Consider the following 19,818-nt stretch of genomic DNA (forward strand, 5'->3'; position numbering starts at 1 on the left):
AGATGTCGCCGGCCGGCGGTTGCCAGTCACAGACCGAGCGGTGGAGACCATGACTGATCTTTCGGATGTCAGCAAGACGGTTGGCAAGGCCCCGGCGGATGCCGCCCGAGGCCCCGTCAACAAGGTGCGCTTCGTGACCGCGGCCTCGCTGTTCGACGGCCACGACGCGTCCATCAATATCATGCGGCGCATTCTGCAGTCGCACGGCTGCGAGGTGATCCACCTCGGCCACAACCGCTCCGTGCGGGAGGTGGTGAACGCCGCGCTGCAGGAAGATGCGCAGGGCATCGCAATCTCCAGCTACCAGGGCGGGCACGTCGAGTACTTCCAGTACATGATCGACCTGTTGCGCGAGCATGGCGGCGAACACATTCAGGTGTTTGGCGGCGGCGGCGGCGTGATCGTGCCCGAGGAGATCCGCGCGCTGCAGGCCTATGGCGTCGCACGCATCTACAGTCCCGAGGATGGGCAGCGTCTGGGTCTGGCCGGCATGATCGCGGACATGGTGCAGCGCTGCGATCTGGACCTCACGCGCTATGCGCCCGCCACGCTCGACGGCATCGAGTCCGGCGATCGTCGCGCGCTTGCCCAGCTGATTACCGCGCTCGAGAACGGCAAGGCCGACCCGGCGCTGGTCGAAGCCATGCATACCAAAGCACACGCCGCGCGCGTGCCGGTGCTCGGCATTACCGGCACCGGCGGCGCGGGCAAGTCGTCATTGACTGACGAGTTGATCCGGCGCTTCCGGCTCGATCAGCAGGATGCGCTGTCGATCGCGGTGATCTCGATCGACCCTTCGCGCCGCAAGTCCGGCGGCGCACTGCTCGGCGATCGCATTCGCATGAACGCGATCGATCATCCGAACATCTTTATGCGCTCGCTCGCCACGCGCGACGCGGGCTCGGAGATCTCGCAGGCGCTACCGGATGTGGTCGCCGCGTGCCGCGTGGCCGGCTTCGACCTCGTGATCGTGGAGACCTCCGGCATCGGCCAGGGCGATGCGGCGATCGTGCCGCACGTCGATCTGTCGCTATACGTGATGACGCCCGAGTTCGGCGCCGCGAGCCAGCTCGAGAAAATCGACATGCTCGACTTCGCCGATTTTGTCGCGATCAACAAGTTCGACCGCAAAGGTGCGCAGGATGCCTGGCGCGATGTCGCCAAGCAGGTATTGCGCAACCGCGAGCAATGGCACACCAGGCCCGAGGAAATGCCGGTGTATGGCACGCAGGCGTCGCGCTTCAACGACGATGGCGTGACCATGCTCTATCACGGCCTGCGCGAGGCACTCGTCGCGCACGGTTTGTCGCCCAGGTCGTCGGGCACGCTACCGGTCCCCGTCGGGCGTGTGTCGACCGGACAGAACGTGATCGTGCCGCCCGCGCGCAATCGTTATCTGGCGGAGCTCGCCGATGCCGTGCGCGCCTATCATCGTCGCGTGGACGAACAGTCGCGATTTGCGCGCGAACGCCAGCAACTGCGCGCGGCGCATCGCATGCTCGCCGAAGCCGATGGTGAGAGCGCGAACAACGATCGTCTGACGACGCTCGCCACCGAACGCGACGCGGCCATGGGCGCGGTGGAGCGCAAGCTGCTGGCGATGTGGCCACAGATGCGCGCGGCCTACGGCAGCGACGAGTACGTGGTGAAGATCCGCGACAAGGAGATCCGTACCGGCCTCGTCACCACCACGCTCTCCGGCACCAAGGTGCGCAAGGTGGTACTGCCGCGCTTCGAGGACGAAGGCGAAGTGCTGCGCTGGCTGATGCGCGAGAACGTGCCGGGCAGTTTCCCGTACACCGCCGGCGTGTTCGCGTTCAAGCGCGAGAACGAGGATCCCACGCGCATGTTCGCGGGCGAGGGCGATGCGTTCCGCACCAACCGCCGCTTCAAGCTCGTCTCCGAGGGCATGGACGCCAAGCGTCTGTCCACCGCGTTCGACTCGGTCACGCTCTATGGCGAAGACCCGCATCTGCGCCCCGATATCTACGGCAAGGTTGGCAACTCGGGCGTGTCCATCGCCACCCTCGACGATATGAAGGTGCTGTACGACGGCTTCGACCTCACGAGTCCGAGCACGTCGGTGTCGATGACGATCAATGGCCCCGCGCCGACGCTGCTGGCGATGTTCATGTGCACCGCGATCGACCAGCAGCTCGACCGCTTTCGCGCCGACAACGCGCGCGAGCCCACTGCCGACGAGGAAGCGAAGATCCGTGCGTGGGTGCTGCAGAACGTGCGCGGCACCGTGCAGGCGGACATCCTCAAGGAGGATCAGGGCCAGAACACGTGCATCTTCTCGACCGAGTTCTCGTTGAAGGTGATGGGCGATATTCAGGAGTACTTCGTCCATCATCAGGTGCGCAACTTCTACTCGGTGTCGATCTCGGGCTATCACATCGCGGAAGCCGGTGCGAACCCTATCTCGCAGCTTGCGTTCACGCTGTCCAATGGCTTCACCTATGTTGAGGCGTATCTCGCGCGCGGCATGCATATCGACGACTTCGCGCCGAACCTGTCGTTCTTCTTCTCGAACGGCATGGACCCCGAGTACAGCGTGCTGGGTCGCGTTGCGCGCCGCATCTGGGCCGTGACCATGCGCGACAAGTACGGCGCCAACGAGCGCAGCCAGAAGCTCAAGTACCACATCCAGACATCGGGCCGTTCGCTGCACGCGCAGGAGATCGACTTCAACGATATCCGCACCACGCTGCAGGCGCTGATCGCGATCTACGACAACTGCAATTCGCTGCACACCAACGCGTACGACGAAGCCATCACCACGCCGACCGGCGAATCGGTGCGCCGCGCGCTGGCCATCCAGCTGATCATCAATCGTGAATGGGGCGTGGCGAAGTGCGAGAACCCGAATCAGGGCTCGTTCCTGATCGAGGAACTCACCGACCTCGTCGAGGAAGCGGTCCTGCAGGAGTTCGAGCGTATCGCCGAGCGTGGCGGTGTGCTCGGCGCGATGGAGACCGGGTATCAGCGCGGCAAGATTCAGGAAGAGTCGCTGTACTACGAGCAACTCAAGCACGACGGCACGCTGCCGATCATCGGCGTCAACACGTTCCGCAATCCGGAAGCCGATCCGGTGCCGCAGACCATCGAACTCGCACGCTCGAGCGAGGAAGAGAAGCAGAGCCAGTTGCAGCGGCTCGAGGCGTTCCAGCGCGACCATAGCGCCGATGCACCGGCGATGCTGCAGCGGCTGCGCGAGGCCGTGATCGAGAACCGCAACGTGTTCGCGGTGCTGATGGATGCGGTGCGCGTGTGCTCGCTGGGGCAGATCACGCATGCGCTGTTCGAGGTGGGCGGACAATACCGCCGCAACATGTAGCGGCGGGTTCACGGCAGCGGGGCGCTGCGCTACACTCGAAGGCTGCGCCCCCTGCCCCGAACTTTCCGAGATTGTCATGTCCTACCAATCCCCTGAATACAACGCCGCCAACATCTTCGCCCGCATCCTGCGTGGCGAACTCCCCTGCTACAAGGTCTATGAGGACGCGCACACGATCGCTTTCATGGACATCATGCCGCAGGCCGACGGCCACACGCTCGTGGTGCCGAAGGAAGGCGCGCCGGACATCCTGACGCTGTCGCCGGAAGCTGCCGCCGCCGCGATCCACACCACGCAGCGCATCGCGCGCGCCGTGAACAAGGCGTTCGCGCCGGACGGCCTGCTCGTCACGCAGTTCAACGGCGAAGCCGCGGGTCAGACCGTGGCGCATATTCATTTCCACGTGCTGCCGCGCTATACGGACCAGTCGTTCCGCCGCCATGCGCGCGAACAGCAGCAGGCGGAAGTGCTCAAGGAACACGCGGACCGTCTTATCGCCGCGCTGTCGGAACTGTCCGACTGACGCGCGCGTTCCATCCATCAAAGGATCCAACATGCAGATCAAGACAGTGGGCATCGTCGGTGCCGGCACCATGGGCAACGGCATCGCGCAGGCGTGCGCGGTGGCGGGACTCGATGTGGTGATGGTCGATATCAACGACGCCGCGGTGCAGAAGGGTATCGCCACGGTGGCGGGCAGCCTCGACCGGCTGATCAAGAAGGAAAAGGCCACCGAGGCGGACAAGGCCGCGGCGCTGTCGCGCATCCATGGCAGCACTGCCTACGATGACCTCAAGCGTACGGACATCGTGATCGAAGCCGCCACCGAGAATCACGAGCTCAAGGTCAAGATCCTGAAGCAGATCGACGCGCTGGTCGGCGACGACGTGATCATTGCCTCCAACACGTCGTCTATCTCGATCACGAAGCTTGCCGCGGCCACCTCGCGCGCCGATCGCTTTATCGGCATGCACTTCTTCAACCCGGTGCCGATGATGGCACTGGTCGAGCTGATCCGCGGCCTGCAGACCAGCGATGCCGCGCATGCTGCGGTGGAAGACCTCGCGAAGCGCCTCGGCAAGTATCCGATCACGGTGAAGAACAGTCCGGGCTTCGTCGTGAACCGCATTCTGTGCCCGATGATCAACGAGGCGTTCTGCGTGCTCGGCGAAGGCCTGGCGTCGGCCGAGGAAATCGACGAGGGCATGAAGCTCGGTTGCAATCATCCGATCGGCCCGCTCGCGCTGGCAGACATGATCGGCCTCGACACGATGCTCGCGGTGATGGAAGTGCTCTACACCGAGTTCGCCGATCCGAAGTATCGTCCGGCGATGCTGCTGCGCGAGATGGTGGCTGCTGGTTACCTCGGTCGCAAGACCGGGCGCGGCGCATACGTTTATAGCAAATGAGCAGCAAGTAAGTCGGGTGGGGGCAGCGCCCCCGCCCACCCCGCCTGCTCAATCTACCTGCGCGTTGCTCTTCTTCACCACGTCGGTCCACTTGCGGACTTCGGCGTCGACGAAGCCCTGCAACTGCGCCGGTTCCAGCGTATTGGCCTCCAGGCCTTGCGCGACCAGTTGCTGATGCACCGCCGGGTCTTGCAATACGCTCGACACCGTCTGCAGCAGCTTGGTGCGCGTGCCCGCATCGACACCCGCCGGCGCGGCGAGGATAAACCACGCGGTGAGGTCAAAGCCCGGGTAACCCGATTCCGCGACGGTCGGTACGTTCGGCACCGCCGACGAGCGGCGCTGACTGCTGACAGCGAGTGCACGCAGCTTGCTGGCCTTGAGGTAAGGCAGCACCGCCACCGGGTGATAGAACATGAAATCGACCTGCCCGCCGAGCACCGCGGTCAGCGCCTGGCCGCCTTCCTTGAACGGCACGTGCGTCATGTTCACGCCCGCCATCGACTTCAGCAGTTCGCCTGCAAGGTGACCCGAGGTGCCGTTGCCCGCGGAACCGAATGACAGTTTGTCCGGATTGGCCTTGGCGTAGGCCACGAGCTCCGCGAGGTTCTTGTACGGCGCGTCGGCACGCACGACGAGCAGCGTTGGCGTGTAGCCCGGCATACCCAGATACGTAAAGTCCTTGTCGGGGTCGTACGGCAGCTTGCGGTACAGCGCCTTGTTGATGGCGTGCGTGCCCACGGTGCCGAGTGTCAACGTGTAGCCGTCGGCCTTCGACTTGGCCACGTAGTCGGTGCCGATCGCACCGCCGGCGCCGGCGCGGTTCTCCACCACGACCGGCTGGCCGAGCTTCTTCGCCATGCCTTCGCCGACCACGCGTGCAATCAGATCGGTCGAGGTACCGCCGCCGAATGGCACCACGAGCCGAATCGGACGCGTGGGGTAGTCTTCGGCGTGGACTGGCATGTGCGCGAGTCCAGTCGTCAACAGCAGTGCGGCCAGGGCCGCGCGTATCGTCTTGTTCATGTCTCCTCCGTCTTAGCGGTGTTTTATCGGGCCCTGCTTCGCAACTGCGCGCGAATCTCCTCGTCATGCTCGCCGAGCAACGGCGGCGCTGTCACGTCCAACGCGCGCTCGCCGTCGAACGATACCGGGCTGCGCACCGTGCGGAACTCGCCGAGCGTCGGATGCGTGCCCGTGACCAGCAGCTCCAGATGGCGGGCCTGCGGGTCCTCGAGCGCTTCGCTCGTGTCGTACATCGGCGCATGCGGTACGTCCTCCGCTTCGAGCCGCGCACACCATTCCGCGCGCGTGTGGCCGCGGAACAGTTCGCCCAGCAATTCGATCAACGTTTCCTGGTTGTCGATGCGCGCCTTGCGCGAGGCGAAGCGCGGGTCCTGAAACAGGTTGGGCCGCTCGATCGCGTTGGCCAGCCCCTGCCAGAATTTCTCCGGCGACGACATGTGCAACGCGACCCATTTGCCGTCCGCGCATTCGAGCACATACGACTGCGATACGCTCGGCCGGCTGTAGGGTCCCATCACCTCGCCCGCCGAATAGTAATGCGTGAACGCGTCGAGATTGAAGTGGCTCATCGCCTCGAGCATCGATACCTCGACCTTGCGGCCCACGCCCGTGCGCTGGCGCTCGTAGAGCGCGCCGAGGATGCCGTAGGTCGCGTAGAAGCCCGTCATCGAGTCGGCGATCGCCGGGCCCACTACGCGCGGATTGGCGGGATTGACCAGCAGATTCAGGAAGCCGCTTGCGGCCTGCGCCACGGTGTCGTAGCTCGGGCGGCCGGCGGCGGGACCGGTGGCGCCGAAACCGCTGATCGCGCAGTAGATCAGGCGCGGATTGATCTCGCGCAGACGCGCCTCACCGGCGTTGAGCCGTTCGGCAGCGCCGGGGCGGAAATTCTGGATATAGACGTCGGACTCGCGGATCAGCGCGTCGAACACTTCGAGGTCGTCGGGGTTCTTGGTGTTGAGCGTGAGGCTGCGCTTGTTGCGGTTGTACGTCTGGAAGTGCGGACTGTAGAGCCCGCCCTCGAACGCGCGAAACGGGTCGCCGGTCTCGGGCTGCTCGATCTTGATCACGTCGGCACCGAGGTCACCCAGCAGCATGCCGCATGCGGGTCCCGTGATGAAGGTGCCTTGTTCGAGGACCTTGAGGCCCGCGAGAACTTTGGACATGGTGTCTCCGGAATGCTGAACTGATACGGGTCAGGCGTGCGGGTCGTAGCCCGCCGGCGTATTGCCCGTGTAGACCAGTTCGCGCGTGGCCTGGTACGACAGCGCGAAGCCGATCGACTGACGCAGCTCCTCGCTCAGATGCGCGATCAGGCCGCCGGTGCGCGCGAGAATCGGCACGCCCTTGAGCGCGTTGAGCGGAAAGCCCACGCCGAGCAGCACGGCGGGGATCGCGGCCGACACGTTGAGGCGCAGATCCTTGCCGACCACGTCGGGGATGACTGCCTCGATCGCTTCGGCGATATCGAGGTACACGGTATCGGCACCGGCCTCGCGTGCCACCGCGAACAGCGCGGCCACACGCGGGTCGCGCGACTTGTGGAGCGGATGGCCGTAGCCGGGAATCGCGCGGCGCTCGGCGCGATAGGTGGACACCACCGCGCGCGCCGCGTCGGTGATCGTCTCGCCAGCCTGCACGCGTTGCCATACCTCGTTGAGCATCACGCCGGCGGTTTCCGAGGCGCCCAGGATCACCGAGCCGCAACCGAGAATGCCAGCCGCCACCGCGCCCTGCAGCGCATCCGGTGCCGCGGCCAGCGTCATGCGGCTGGCCTGCACGCTCGGCACCAGGCCGTGCTCGGCAATCGCGACCAGCGTCGCGTCGAGCACGCGCACGGCCGCCGGCCCCGGACGTTCGCCGGTGACCAGAAAGTAGAAGTATTCGGTGAAGCTCAGCTTGCCGATCAGGTCGTGGCACAGGTCGGCGCCGCGCACGACGATGGTTTCGGTGTTGGACGTGCTGATCGCGGTACGCGGAACGGTTTCCTTGCCAATCTTCATGACGCGTGTCTCCTGAATCTCGATGTTGTGACGCCAGTCTAGGGGCTTCGATGGACAGATAACAGTGATGAATTTCTCTGCAATGCATCGACAGCATCGATTTACGCGAGGTATGATCGGCGCCATGGAACTTCGACATCTCCGTTACTTCGAGGCACTGGCCGACACGCTGAGCTTCACGCGTGCTGCCGAGCGCATGCATGTGACGCAGTCCACGCTGTCGCACCAGATTCGTCAATTGGAAGAGGAGATCGGCCAGCCGCTGTTCAATCGCGTCGGCAAGCGTGTGACGATGACGGAGGCGGGCGAGACGTTGCTGCTGCATATCAGCCCGGCGCTGCGGCAGGTCGATCTGGCGCTGCATGCGGTCCGCGACGAGCAAGGCCCGGTCGCCGGCGAGATTCGCGTGGGCGCCACGCATAGCTTCAATATCCGGCTGATTCCGCAATGCGTGTCGTCGTTCCTGACGCGCTATCCGTCGGTGCGTGTCATCGTGGAGGAGCTATCGGCCGCGGAGATCGCCTCACGACTGGCGAACGGCGAACTCGATCTGGGCGTGTCATACCGTCCCGAGCAGACAGATGCGCTGCGCTTCGAGCCGCTCTATAACGAGGAACTGAAGCTGGTAGTGGGCGCCAACCACGCGATGGCAGGCCGCCGCCGCGCGCGCATGGTGGAACTGCACGGCATGCGCATGGTGCTACTGCCGTCGTACTTCGCCACGCGGCAATTGCTCGACGAATGCTTCCGCGCCGCTGGCGCCGAGCCGCTGGTCATCGCAGAATTGAACTCGATCGCACCGATGCTGGAACTGGTACGACAGGCGGATATCGCGGCAGTGATCGGCGAAAGCGCCAACCTCGGCAATGAAGACCTGCGCTTCATCCCGCTGGAAAGCCCAACCCCGCAGCGCACGCCGGGCCTGCTATGGCGCAAGGGCGCGCCACGCGCGGTGCCGGTGAAATTCTTCGCGACCGCAGTGCGAAGAGTGGTGGAATCGATGGAGAATCGGTAGCCACCGTATTCCCCTCTCCCTAGGGGAAAGGGGAACACTCACGGCTACTTACTTCGCGACCGGCATCGTGAATTCCGCGCCCTTGGCGATGCTGTCGGGCCAGCGCTGCATCACGCTCTTGTAGCGCGTGTAAAAGCGCACGCCTTCCTCGCCGTAGGCGTGGTGGTCGCCGAACAGGGAGCGCTTCCAGCCGCCGAATGAGTGCCAGGCCATCGGCACCGGGATCGGTACGTTGATGCCGACCATGCCCACCTGGATCTGGCGCGCGAACGCGCGCGCGATGCCGCCGTCGCTGGTGTAGCACGACACGCCGTTACCAAACTCGTGCGCGTTGATCAGCGACACGGCTTGCGCGAAGTCATGCACGCGCACCACCGACAGCACCGGGCCGAAGATCTCTTCCTTGTAGATCGTCATGTCCGGCTTGACGTGATCGAACAGCGTGCCGCCAACGAAGAAGCCATTGGCGTGCCCATCGACCTGATGACCGCGGCCATCGGTCACGAGCGTTGCGCCCTCTTCCACGCCCTTGGCGATATAGCCTTCCACCTTCGCCTTGTGCGCGCCGGTCACCAGCGGCCCCATCTCGGCGTCGGCTTCCATACCGTTGCGGATCTTCAGCGCCTTTGCGCGTTCGGCCAGACGTGGCACCAGCTTGTCGGCCACATCGCCAACCGCCACCGCGACCGAAATCGCCATGCAACGCTCACCGGCCGAGCCGTACGCGGCGCCGATCAGCGCATCGACGGCCTGATCGAGATCCGCATCAGGCATCACCACCAGGTGGTTCTTCGCGCCGCCCAGCGCCTGTACGCGCTTGCCGTGTTTCGTACCTTCCGTGTAGATGTACTCGGCAATCGGCGTCGAGCCAACGAACGAGAGCGCCTGCACATCCGGATGCGCGAGCAGCGCGTCAACCGCCTGCTTGTCACCCTGCACGACGTTGAACACACCATCGGGCAAACCCGCCTGCTTGAGCAGATCGGCCATCAGCAGGCTCGGCGACGGATCGCGCTCGCTCGGCTTGAGCACGAACGTGTTGCCACAGGCGAGCGCCACCGGGAACATCCACATCGGCACCATCACCGGGAAGTTGAACGGCGTAATGCCGGCCACCACGCCCAGCGGCTGGCGCAGATTCCAGTTGTCGATGCCGCCACCGATGTTGTCGGTGAAATCGGTCTTCAACAGATTGGGAATACCGCACGCGAACTCCACCACCTCGATGCCGCGCGTGACCTCGCCCTTGGCGTCGGAGAACACCTTGCCGTGCTCGCGCGTGATCAACGCGGCCAGATCGTCGTGGTGCCGATCGAGCAGCTCCTTGAACTTGAACAGGATGCGCGCGCGGCGCAGCGGCGGCGTCTCGGCCCAGGCCGGTGCCGCAGCCTTGGCCGCGGCCACCGCGGCGTCCACGTCAGCGGCGCTACCGAGCGCCACGCGCGCCGCCACCTCACCGGTGGCGGGATTGAACACGTCGTTGAAGCGATCGGCACCGGCGCGCCGGATACCGCCGCCGATGTAGTGATGGATTTCGGCGATCTGCCGGTTTTCTGCGATGTTCACTGCGATGTCCCCTCTGTTTTCCTGATTACTTCACTTCCTGCAGCACGGCGCGCACGGTATCGAACAGCTGGTCGATCTCGGCTTCCGAGATGATCAGCGGCGGCGAGAACGCCAGCGTATCGCCCGTGTAGCGAATCAGCACGCCGCGCTCGAAGCATTTGACGAACGCTTCGTAACCACGCGCACCCGGAGCACCCGGCCGCGATTCGAGTTCCACACCGGCCATCAGGCCAAGGTTGCGGATGTCCTTCACATACGGCGCGTCACGCAGCCCATGCACCGCGCTCTCGAACTTCGGCGAGAGTTCGGCCGCGCGCTCGAACAGCTTGTCGCGCTTGTACAGATCGATCGCCGCGATCGCCGCCGCGCATGCGAGCGGATGACCCGAATACGTATAGCCGTGCGGCAGTTCGATCGCGCCCGCACCGGCACCGTTGACCACCGCGTCATGCACCTCGCGACGCACCGCCACCGCACCCATCGGCACCGCGGCATTGTTGATGGCCTTGGCCATCGTGATCAGGTCCGGCGTCACATTGAGGCGTTCCGCGGCAGTAGCGGCACCCAGGCGGCCGAACGCGGTGATCACCTCGTCGAAAATCAGCAGGATGCCGTGCTTGCTGGTGATCTCGCGCAGCTTCTCGAGGTAGCCCACCGGCGGAATCACCACGCCCGTGGAACCAGCGACCGGCTCGACGATCACAGCCGCGACGTTCGACGGATCGTGCAGCGCGAGAATGCGTTCGAGGTCGTCCGCCAGATGCGCGCCCCATTGCGGCTGTCCTTTCGAAAAGGCTGCCTCGGCAATGCTGTGCGTGGCGGGCAGATGGTCGGTGTTCGGCATCACGTTGGCCGCCCAGATCTTGCGGTTCGGTCCGATACCGCCGACGCCCATGCCGCCAAACCCCACGCCGTGATAACCGCGCTCACGACCGATCACCTTCACGCGCTGGCCTTCGCCGCGCGCGCGGTGATACGCCAGCGCGATCTTCAGCGCGGTATCGACCGACTCGGAACCCGAGTTCGTGAAGAAGATCCGATCGAGCCCCTTCGGCATCAGGGCTGCCACCTTGGTGGCCGCCTCGAATTCGAGCGGATGGCCCATCTGGAACGGCGGCGCATAGTCGAGCGTGGCGGCCTGCTGCGCGATCGCTTCCACGATCTCCTTGCGGCCATGCCCCGCAGCCACGCACCACAGCCCCGCGCAACCGTCGAGCACCTGACGCCCGTCATGGGTCGTGTAGTACATGCCACTCGCCGAGGCCAGCAGGCGCGGCGCGGCCTTGTACTGGCGATTGGCGGTAAACGGCATCCACAGCGCTTCGAGGTCGGGGATCACGGTCTTGGCGGCGTCCATAGCTTCTCCTGGGTGTTGGGTCGGGCCGACCTAACGTGGAGTTGGGCCGGCGTTGGGTCGTCGTTGTGTCGGTAAGGTGCACCCACTCTACCGGCGCGTGGCGGGCCGCAGAATATACGGTCGCGAGATCGCGCCATCACCGTACAGTTTTGGTACCGCATACCGTACAGGCAGGTACATCGCGACGTTGCCCCGCAATCGTGCATACGACCACCTCTCGAACCCGAATCCCGCGTGGCGGCGCGGCCATTCACGCTGCATCGCACCATAACGGCACGCTTACCCACATTGACGCGGTGCGGCTAAACTGTGCAGGTTTTCAGCCGTCAAACCACCTATATATGGTCGCCCCGAATCTGGCCCCCAACCTCCCCTTGCAGCTCGACCGCAGCCGCCGCGGCAGCGACACGCTGACCGACCAGATCGTTGCCGGCATCGTTGCGCTGATCGACAGCCGCGCGCTGCGCGCGGGCGCGCCGGTGCCCTCGGTGCGACGGCTCGCGCAGCAGCATCATGTGAGCACGTTCACGGTGGCGGAAGCGTATGCGCGGCTCACGGCGCTCAGCTATCTGAGCGCGCGACCCGGCTCGGGTTATACGGTCGTGCATCGTCATACGCCGGCCGGACAGGCGCGCGCGCCGCAGTGGCAGGCGCCTGAACTCAATGCGGCCTGGCTGCTGGCCGACGTGTTCGCCGATCATTCGGTGCCGATCAAGGCCGGTGCGGGTTGGCTGCCTGGCGACTGGCTCAACGAGGAAGGCCTGCACCAGGCCATGCGCACCGCGTCGCGCGTGCCAGCCGCGCAGGTCTCGGGCTATGGGCATCCCTATGGCTTTGCCCCGCTGCGCGAGCATATCGCCACGCATCTGAGCCAGTACGGCATGCCGGTGCAGGCCCAGCAGGTAGTCCTCACGCAAGGCGCAACGCAGGCGCTCGACCTCGTCGTGCGCACGCTGCTGCGCGCTGGCGACACCGTGCTCGTGGAAGCACCGTGCTACTGCAATCTGCTGCAGATTTTGAAGCTTGCAGGGTTACGCGTGGTCGGCGTGCCACGCACCGCCGCAGGCCTCGACACCGATGCGCTCGAGGATGCGATCCGCGCGCATGCGCCGCGCGCGCTGTTCGTCAATACGGTGCTGCAGAACCCGACCGGTGCCACGCTGACGAGCATGAACGCGTACCGCGTGCTGCAACTGGCCGAGGCCCATCGGCTGCTGGTGGTCGAAGACGATATCTACCGCGAACTCGCGCCAGCGGGCTCGCCAATGCTGGCGGCGATGGATGGCCTGTCGCAGGTGGTTTATATCAACGGGTTCTCGAAGACGATCGCGCCCTCGGTGCGCGTGGGTTACCTCGCGGCGAGTCCCGACCTCGCGAAGGTGTTCGCGCAAACCAAGATGGCGGTGGGGCTGACCTCATCGGAGGTCACCGAGCGGCTGGTCTATTCGGTGCTCACGAGCGGGCACTACGCGCGTCATGTGAGCGCCCTGGGCGAGCGACTGCGCGCGCAGCAGGATCTCGTGACCGAAAAACTGGAAGCGCATGGCATGGAAGTGCTGCTGCGCCCGGAAGGCGGCATGTTCGCGTGGGCGCGCCCGCGCTGGGAGGGGCAGAACGGACAGGCGCTGGCGGCGCGTGCGCTCAGGCATGGCATCTGGCTGGCGCCAGGCGTGTATTTCGAGCCCGATGGCGACGACTCTCCGTGGATACGCTTCAACGTGGCGACCAGCGATGCCGCGCAGTTGTGGGCGTTCCTCGACGCCTGCCGTACCGGGCAGGACGCCGAGGTGGGCGCGGCCAGGGAGACCGCGCTGCGACAGACCGCGTGAATCAGAAGCGGTAGCGCACGTAGCCCGTGTAGAAGTTGGCGCCCGGATTGGGCTCGCGGATGCTCGCGTTGGAGATGTGCTGGAAGCGGAAGCCGGCTTCGGTGGACTGGTTCTTGCCGAACGCGATACCCACGCCGATCATGTCGCCGAACTGGAACGCGCTGCTCATGTTGTGCTCGTCGGACGTATGCGTATGCGTGAGCAGGCGCAGGCCAAGACCACCCTCGATGAACGGCACGAACGAGAAGCTGCCGCGCTTTTCCACACGCAGGATCGGGGTGAAGCCGAATTCCTGCAGGTTCTGCGAATTGGTGCCCCCGCGCGACTGCCACTGCGCGATGTTGAACTCCACTTGCAACCTGAGCAGCCAGCTATCGGGATTGCCGTATTGGATCGGCGTGTTGAAGTTGATGCCGAGCTCGTACTTGTTGACGTCGTGGCTCGTATCGCGGCCGTAGGCCACGTGAACGCCCGGATCTGTGAACCACGGTGCGGCCTGTGCGGCACCACTGGCTCCCGCGGCTAGCGCGGCGGCAATAAGACAACGGACAGCAAGGGGTACGGAGAGGGCGCGCGTGGCAGGCGCGCGCAGGGAACGCTGTTGTAGTTGTGGATGCATGAGAGAGCGTCGGCGATGAAGAGAGGACCCGGCAAGGGGAAGACAAAACAGCCGGACATGCCGAGGCTCTGCGAGATATCGCGCGCGTAGGAGGGGGCATGGGAATGCCCCTCGGCGTCAGCGCCCGGTCCCTCCCAGAATCCGGTACGTCAGGCCCAAAGCCGCTCCGCCAGCCAGTTCGCGAACATACAGATTCCGAGCCAGACGGCGAGACAGCCTGCAATAAAACGGTACGTCATGGGTATTTCTTCTTGTGACATCTTCGTGGGACCGCGATTATACATTCATTGATGAATGTATGTTCAGCGTTCCCTCCCGCTATCGGGCGTTCCTACCGATACCGGACAGATCAGAAACGTCACAAAGAAACAATGATGCCAGCGTGCGGGAAACCGTGCACGGCAACGGTTCAATTCTCTTTTCAAAAAATTTGTTCATACCGGCGTAAACGCACGATGGCGCGCCTCTCGGCGCGCCATCGTCAGTCCTTCACACAAAACCCACAAGCCTTACTGGTATTAGCTTTTGAGGAAAGGAAGTACTTCCTCCAGTAGCCGCTCGGGAATTTCTTCGGCAATGTAGTGGCCGCTCGGTAGAGCATGGCCATTGACGTGCCGTGCGACCTTGCGCCACTCCTCGAGCGGCTGGAAGCACTGACCCACCGCTCCTTCGGCGCCCCACAGCGCAAGCATCTCGCACTCCACCTTGCGACCGGCCTCGAGGTCCGCACGATCGTGCTCGAGGTCGATGCCGGCGCTGGCGCGGTAGTCCTCGCACAGCCCATGCGCGGCGCCCGGCAGTTGCAGGCAGCGCAGATATTCGGCCAGCGCGGCCTCGGTGAACGGCGCCAGGCCCGCGCTACGCGTGCCCATGGTCTGGCGCAGGTAAAGCGCGGGATCGGCCTCGATCAGCGTCTCGGGAAACGGCGCCGGACGGATCAGGAAGAACCAATGGTAGTAAGCACGTGCAAACGCCTCGTTGGTCTGCGCGTACATCGCCAGCGTGGGCGCGATATCGAGCGTAACGAGCTTTTCCACTGCCTGCGGATGGTCGAGCGCGAGCCGATGGGCCACGCGACCACCGCGATCATGTGCGAGCACACGAAAGCGCTCGAAGCCAAGCGCGCGCATGATCGTGATCTGGTCGGCCGCCATCGCGCGCTTGCTGTAGTTGCTGTGATCGGGCAGACCGGCTGGCTTGTCGCTGTCGCCATAGCCACGCAGGTCCGTCGCCACCACGGTGAAATGCTTCGCGAGCTCGCCAGCAACCTTGTGCCAGATCACATGGGTCTGCGGATGGCCGTGCAGTAGCAGCAGGGCCGGGCCCTGCCCGCCCACCACCGCGTGAATCCTGATTTTGCCGCTGACGTCCTCGCACTCGAAGGTGCGTTCGGTGAATCCTTCGAACATCTCGTCTCCTTGCCGAATCTGGTGGTCACACTGGCAGGCAGTGTAATCACGGAATCCGTCGCCATGATGTCGCGCCCCGACTTTCATTCGGTCGTGGCATTCACGAGTCGAACGGCTAACGACCCTCAGGGCACCAGCAGGATGGCGCCAGTGGTTTCGCGGCGCTCGGCCGCTTCGTGCGCACGCGCGACGTCCGCCAGCGGGAAGCGCTGGCCGATTTCCACCTTCACATGGCCGGCCGCGATCGCCTCGAACAGATCCTTCGCATTCGCGCGGAAGCGTGCCGCGTCGGCGTTATGCGGAAAGACCGACGGACGCGTCAGGAACAGGCAACCCTTTTTGGCCAGCAGTTCGGGCTCGATGGCTGGGGCCGGGCCCGAAGCCGCGCCATATAGCACGACCAGACCAAACGTCTGCGCGCAGTCGAGCGATCCCAGGAACGTCGATTTGCCGACCGAGTCGTAGACCACGCGCACGCCAGTGCCACCGCTCGCGGCTCTGACCTGCTCCACCCAGTTGTCGTTCGAATAGTCGATGGCGACGTCGCAGCCCATGCGCTTTGCGAGTTCGCACTTGGCCGGCGAGCCCGCGGTGCCAATGACGAACGCGCCGAGCGCCTTGGCCCAGCTGCTCAGGATCTGGCCGACCGCGCCCGCCGCCGCATGCACGAGGACCTTGTCGCCGGGCTGGATCGCATAGGTATGGCGCACCAGATACTGCGCGGTCATGCCCTTGAACAGGATGGCGGCGGCCTGCTCGTCGGAAACGTTGTCTGGCAACGCCACGAGCTTGTCCGCAGGGACGTTACGAGCCTCGGCGTAGGCACCGAGACCGGCATTCATGTACGCCACGCGCGTGCCCGGCGCGATGTCCGTCACGCCAGCACCCACCGCTTCCACCACGCCTGCCGCCTCGTGGCCGAGTCCGGTTGGCGACGGCAGCGGATAGATGCCGCGCCGTTGATACGTGTCGATAAAGTTGAAGCCGATCGCGGTCTGGCGGATGCGCACCTCGCCAGGGCCGGGCTCGGGAAGCTCGACGTTCTCGAGCCGCATTACCTGCGGGGCTCCAAATTCGTGAAGGCGTACGGCGCGAACGGTGGTCGTCATGCTGGTCTCCTCGGGAACGATATCGGTGGATTGCGGATTATCAAGCGATTCCGGAAATCCTGCCGAAACGAGACCATCGCCACCGCAGAATCTGCGGTCACATCGACTGCGCAGTCAGTCGCGTAGTCAGTCGAGCTGTGCGCACATGCAGAGGGCAGAGCTGCTGCTCTGTCGGCGGAATGCCTCGGAGTCCCGCACTTCAACCGGCAACTGCGCGGCCTGGACCAGCGAGAAGCCGTAGCGGGCGAAGTAGTCGGGACAACTGGAGGTCAGCAGCACCGCGCGGCGGCTGCCGTTGGCGCGCGCGCGCATCATGGCGGCGCGCACGAGATGGGTGGCGATGCCCTGGTCGCGACATTCGTGCAGGACCGCGACGGAGCGGATCATCGCGGTGTCGCCGAAGCGTTCCGCGCAGGCGCATCCCACCACGCGCCCCTCGACCACCGCTACGTGGAATTGCGCCACCTGCAGCGTTACGTCGTTAATCGGTAGGCCGCACCGCTCCAGAACAGCCTCGATGGCAGGAATGTCGGCCACATGCGCGGCACGGATCTGCATGTCTTTGATCATCGGGAGCCTCGTATCGCTTGACGCGTATCGCTGAACGCTATGGACGACATCACCATGGAAGCCCTGCATGGATGTTGCACGCACCCGTCGTACGATGACGCACGACAAGATACTGACAACCACGCGCCGTTCGAGCGATGCAATGCTGACAAACGCGGCGCGCGCGGACTCACAGTAGCGCAATCAGCCGCTGCGTGCCAGAGGGAAATTTACTCGCATTCGTCTCTGTTCGTCACAGTCGCCGCGGTGCGCATCCAGTTGGACACGAGCATGAAACGCGCCAGCGCGAGGGCACCGTCGTCGTGCGTGAGGGGAATGCGGGGGAGGATGTTCGGCCGCGCGGTAAAAGCGCGATGACGGCGCGAGCGGGAAACCGGAGAAAAGCTGGAGGCGGGGATACGGAATCGAACCGTCGTGAACGGCTTTGCAGGCCGTCGCATAACCACTCTGCCACCCCGCCATGGATGACGTCTGTATGACGCTTTTGTTGGTGCGGGCCGCAGTGTAGCCGAAGATCGGAAATCGTGCAGCGAGGTCGCGCATCAGACCTCTCAATGCTCTCCGCCGACCTCGCCCATCGCCGATTGCTGATAGTTCGGCAGGCCGATCTTGCGAATCAGCTCGAGCTGCGTTTCGAGCCAATCGATATGGTCCTCGGTGTCGTCGAGGATCTCCGTCACGATGTCGCGCGACACATAGTCGCCCACCGACTCGCAGTACTTGATCGCGTCCTTGAGGTTGGTCTGCGAGGCTCGTTCGAGCTTGAGATCGCAGCCGAGCATCTCTTCGGTGTTCTCGCCGAGCAGCAGCTTGTCGAGGTCCTGCAGATTCGGCAGGCCATCGAGCATCAGGATGCGTTCGATCAGCAGGTCCGCATGCTTCATCTCCTCGATCGACTCCTCATACTCGTGCTTGCCCAGCGCGGTGAGTCCCCAATGACGGTAGATGCGTGCGTGGAGGAAGTACTGGTTGATTGCCGTGAGCTCGTACTTCAATTGCCCATTCAACAACTGGATGACTTTCTTATCGCCTTTCATGATGCATCCCCTATGAGCGCGCGACCGATATCAGTACAATTTCATGGTAATGGCATATGCCGGAAGGTCAAGCCAGTATTGACTTTCTGGGTACAGCATCAGGGAATGCACATCATTGCGATTCACGTTTGCAATAAAAAATGGCGCCCAAAAAGAGCGCCATTTTCATTACTTCGCAGCGTGCTTAAGCACCGCTGGCGCGATAACGATTGCGCAGATCGCGAATCAGATCGTGGTTGCGCAGCACGCCTTGATACTGGCGTTCAATCAACGCACGGATATCGAAGCTGAGGTCCGCATCCTGCAGCGCATCGCCGTACTTCTTCTTGGCGATGTCCTCACCCTTCTCGGTCTCCTCCAGAATCGCGAGGTCCGAGCGATCGGACACCGCGGTCCGCAGACTCACCCAGCCACGATGCAGGGCACCGGCCACGCTGCCCGATTCCTCGGCCTTGCCACCAAGTGCCGTCACCTGCGTCTGCAGTTCGCGCACCGCTGCGCCGATTTCCGTCGCGCGGCTCGAGAACAGGGTTTTCAGCTCGGGGTTCTTGGCGTCGTCGGCTGCCTTGCGAAAACCTTCTTCGCCATCACGCGACACTTCGATCAGATCGTTCAGTACGGATACGTTGTTGTCTGCCATCGCTTTCTCCTTTCTCAAGTCTGCGCCGTGCGTCCATCGCAACGGCGGCGTATGACTTCAAGATAGGGGAGCGGGCGCGCGCCAACTGTCGGGTACGCTCGCAACCGGTTGTCGGTCGATGCCTACATTCAGTCGAACAGGTGACCCATGCGAGACCGCTTGGTCGCGAGGTATTTCTCGTTCTCGGAATTGGACGGCACGATGTGACGCATCTGCTCGGCGACGATAATGCCGGCGTCTTCCAGCGCGCGTTGCTTGACGGGGTTGTTGCTCATCAGCCGGATCGACTTCACGCCCCATTGGCGCAGCAGATCGGCCGCGAATACATAGGTTCGTGCATCGATGGCCTGGCCAAGCGCGAGATTCGCGTCGACGGTATCGAGTCCGCCGTCCTGCAGCGCATACGCGCGGATCTTGTTCGACAGGCCGATGCCGCGACCTTCGTGACCGCGCAGGTACAACAGGATGCCGCGGCCTTCCTCGGCGATCTTCTGCATGGCGAGATCGAGCTGTGGGCCGCAGTCGCAGCGGCACGAGCCGAACACGTCGCCGGTCAGGCATTCGGAATGCAGCCGCGTCAGGACGTTCTCGCCAGAGATATCGCCGATCGTGAGGGCAAGATGCTCTGTGCCCGTATGCGCGCCTTTGAATGCGTGCGCGGTGAACTCGCCGTACCGTGTCGGCAGGCGTGCGGAGCCGATCAGCTCGCTTTCTGTGTCATTCATGTTGTCAATGTGGTGCGATGTCCGCCATATGGCGACGCATGGCGGCAAGGATACCGCACCACGGCGGGACATGCTTGGAACCGGGGCTCCGCGCCCGCCCCGCGCTCGCCGCCCCTCCCTCGTAACGAGGGAAAGGGACAAAAAGCGTGCGCGGGGAATAGTGC

Annotated in this window: 17 protein-coding genes and 1 tRNA gene; 5 read left to right on the plus strand and 13 right to left on the minus strand. The window is 64.1% G+C overall.

What is annotated here, in order from left to right; all coding sequences use genetic code 11:
• Positions 1-49: 49 nt before the first annotated feature.
• The 3 genes from icmF to LDO41_RS10770 all read left to right on the plus strand — a co-directional run bounded on the left by icmF (position 50) and on the right by LDO41_RS10770 (position 4,749).
• A complete protein-coding gene (icmF, locus tag LDO41_RS10760; protein ID WP_223986702.1) occupies positions 50-3,340 on the plus strand; it encodes a fused isobutyryl-CoA mutase/GTPase IcmF in 3,291 nt (1,096 codons plus the stop codon).
• Positions 3,341-3,416: 76 nt separating this feature from the next.
• Positions 3,417-3,863, plus strand: a complete 447-nt coding sequence (locus LDO41_RS10765; protein WP_223986706.1) for an HIT family protein — start codon at positions 3,417-3,419, stop codon at positions 3,861-3,863.
• Between the two features lie 31 nt (positions 3,864-3,894).
• Positions 3,895-4,749: a 3-hydroxybutyryl-CoA dehydrogenase gene (locus LDO41_RS10770; protein ID WP_223986709.1), complete on the plus strand. Its 855-nt coding sequence runs from the start codon at positions 3,895-3,897 to the stop codon at positions 4,747-4,749.
• 48 nt (positions 4,750-4,797) lie between these two features.
• Here LDO41_RS10770 and LDO41_RS10775 read toward each other — a convergent pair whose 3' ends face one another.
• The 3 genes from LDO41_RS10775 to LDO41_RS10785 are packed head-to-tail and all read right to left on the minus strand — an operon-like array spanning position 4,798 to position 7,778.
• Positions 4,798-5,775 carry a Bug family tripartite tricarboxylate transporter substrate binding protein gene (locus LDO41_RS10775; protein ID WP_223986712.1) on the minus strand — a complete coding sequence of 326 codons (978 nt, stop codon included), beginning with the start codon at positions 5,773-5,775 and terminating at the stop codon, positions 4,798-4,800.
• Positions 5,776-5,798: 23 nt separating this feature from the next.
• Positions 5,799-6,941, minus strand: coding sequence for a CaiB/BaiF CoA transferase family protein (locus LDO41_RS10780; protein WP_223986715.1), 1,143 nt, complete (start codon positions 6,939-6,941; stop codon positions 5,799-5,801).
• Between the two features lie 30 nt (positions 6,942-6,971).
• Positions 6,972-7,778, minus strand: a complete 807-nt coding sequence (locus tag LDO41_RS10785) for a citryl-CoA lyase (protein WP_223986717.1) — start codon at positions 7,776-7,778, stop codon at positions 6,972-6,974.
• 124 nt (positions 7,779-7,902) lie between these two features.
• Here LDO41_RS10785 and LDO41_RS10790 point away from each other — a divergent pair, with 124 nt between their 5' ends.
• On the plus strand, positions 7,903-8,793 hold the full coding sequence (locus LDO41_RS10790) for a LysR substrate-binding domain-containing protein (protein ID WP_223986732.1): 891 nt from the start codon (positions 7,903-7,905) through the stop codon (positions 8,791-8,793).
• Positions 8,794-8,841: 48 nt separating this feature from the next.
• Here LDO41_RS10790 and LDO41_RS10795 read toward each other — a convergent pair whose 3' ends face one another.
• Together LDO41_RS10795 and LDO41_RS10800 are read right to left on the minus strand one after the other, a co-directional pair.
• Complete coding sequence (locus LDO41_RS10795; RefSeq protein ID WP_377741748.1) at positions 8,842-10,359, minus strand: CoA-acylating methylmalonate-semialdehyde dehydrogenase; 1,518 nt, start codon at positions 10,357-10,359, stop codon at positions 8,842-8,844.
• Between the two features lie 25 nt (positions 10,360-10,384).
• Positions 10,385-11,716: an aspartate aminotransferase family protein gene (locus tag LDO41_RS10800; protein ID WP_223986735.1), complete on the minus strand. Its 1,332-nt coding sequence runs from the start codon at positions 11,714-11,716 to the stop codon at positions 10,385-10,387.
• A gap of 341 nt (positions 11,717-12,057) precedes the next feature.
• Between LDO41_RS10800 and LDO41_RS10805 the strand changes: the two genes are divergently transcribed.
• Positions 12,058-13,545, plus strand: coding sequence for an aminotransferase-like domain-containing protein (locus tag LDO41_RS10805; protein WP_223986738.1), 1,488 nt, complete (start codon positions 12,058-12,060; stop codon positions 13,543-13,545).
• A gap of 1 nt (position 13,546) precedes the next feature.
• On the opposite strand, the gene LDO41_RS10810 is transcribed toward LDO41_RS10805, so the two are convergent.
• The 8 genes from LDO41_RS10810 to ribA all read right to left on the minus strand — a co-directional run bounded on the left by LDO41_RS10810 (position 13,547) and on the right by ribA (position 19,654).
• Positions 13,547-14,164 (minus strand): acyloxyacyl hydrolase, encoded by a 618-nt coding sequence (locus LDO41_RS10810; protein WP_223986741.1) that lies wholly within the window; start codon positions 14,162-14,164, stop codon positions 13,547-13,549.
• 518 nt (positions 14,165-14,682) lie between these two features.
• A complete protein-coding gene (locus tag LDO41_RS10815) occupies positions 14,683-15,573 on the minus strand; it encodes an alpha/beta fold hydrolase (protein ID WP_223986744.1) in 891 nt (296 codons plus the stop codon).
• A 125-nt stretch (positions 15,574-15,698) separates the two neighbouring features.
• Entirely contained in the window at positions 15,699-16,682 is a 984-nt protein-coding gene (locus LDO41_RS10820; protein ID WP_223986747.1) for a quinone oxidoreductase family protein, read from the minus strand.
• 126 nt (positions 16,683-16,808) lie between these two features.
• Positions 16,809-17,252, minus strand: coding sequence for a GNAT family N-acetyltransferase (locus tag LDO41_RS10825; RefSeq protein ID WP_223986750.1), 444 nt, complete (start codon positions 17,250-17,252; stop codon positions 16,809-16,811).
• 385 nt (positions 17,253-17,637) lie between these two features.
• Positions 17,638-17,712: transfer RNA gene (locus tag LDO41_RS10830), tRNA-Cys, on the minus strand.
• Positions 17,713-17,803: 91 nt separating this feature from the next.
• On the minus strand, positions 17,804-18,289 hold the full coding sequence (gene bfr, locus LDO41_RS10835) for a bacterioferritin (RefSeq protein ID WP_223986753.1): 486 nt from the start codon (positions 18,287-18,289) through the stop codon (positions 17,804-17,806).
• A 184-nt stretch (positions 18,290-18,473) separates the two neighbouring features.
• Positions 18,474-18,929 (minus strand): PA2169 family four-helix-bundle protein, encoded by a 456-nt coding sequence (locus LDO41_RS10840; RefSeq protein ID WP_223986756.1) that lies wholly within the window; start codon positions 18,927-18,929, stop codon positions 18,474-18,476.
• 128 nt (positions 18,930-19,057) lie between these two features.
• Positions 19,058-19,654: a GTP cyclohydrolase II gene (gene ribA, locus LDO41_RS10845; RefSeq protein WP_223986759.1), complete on the minus strand. Its 597-nt coding sequence runs from the start codon at positions 19,652-19,654 to the stop codon at positions 19,058-19,060.
• Positions 19,655-19,818 lie beyond the last annotated feature (164 nt).

The sequence above is a fragment of the Cupriavidus pampae genome (assembly GCF_914271485.1).
GTDB lineage: Bacteria > Pseudomonadota > Gammaproteobacteria > Burkholderiales > Burkholderiaceae > Cupriavidus > Cupriavidus pampae.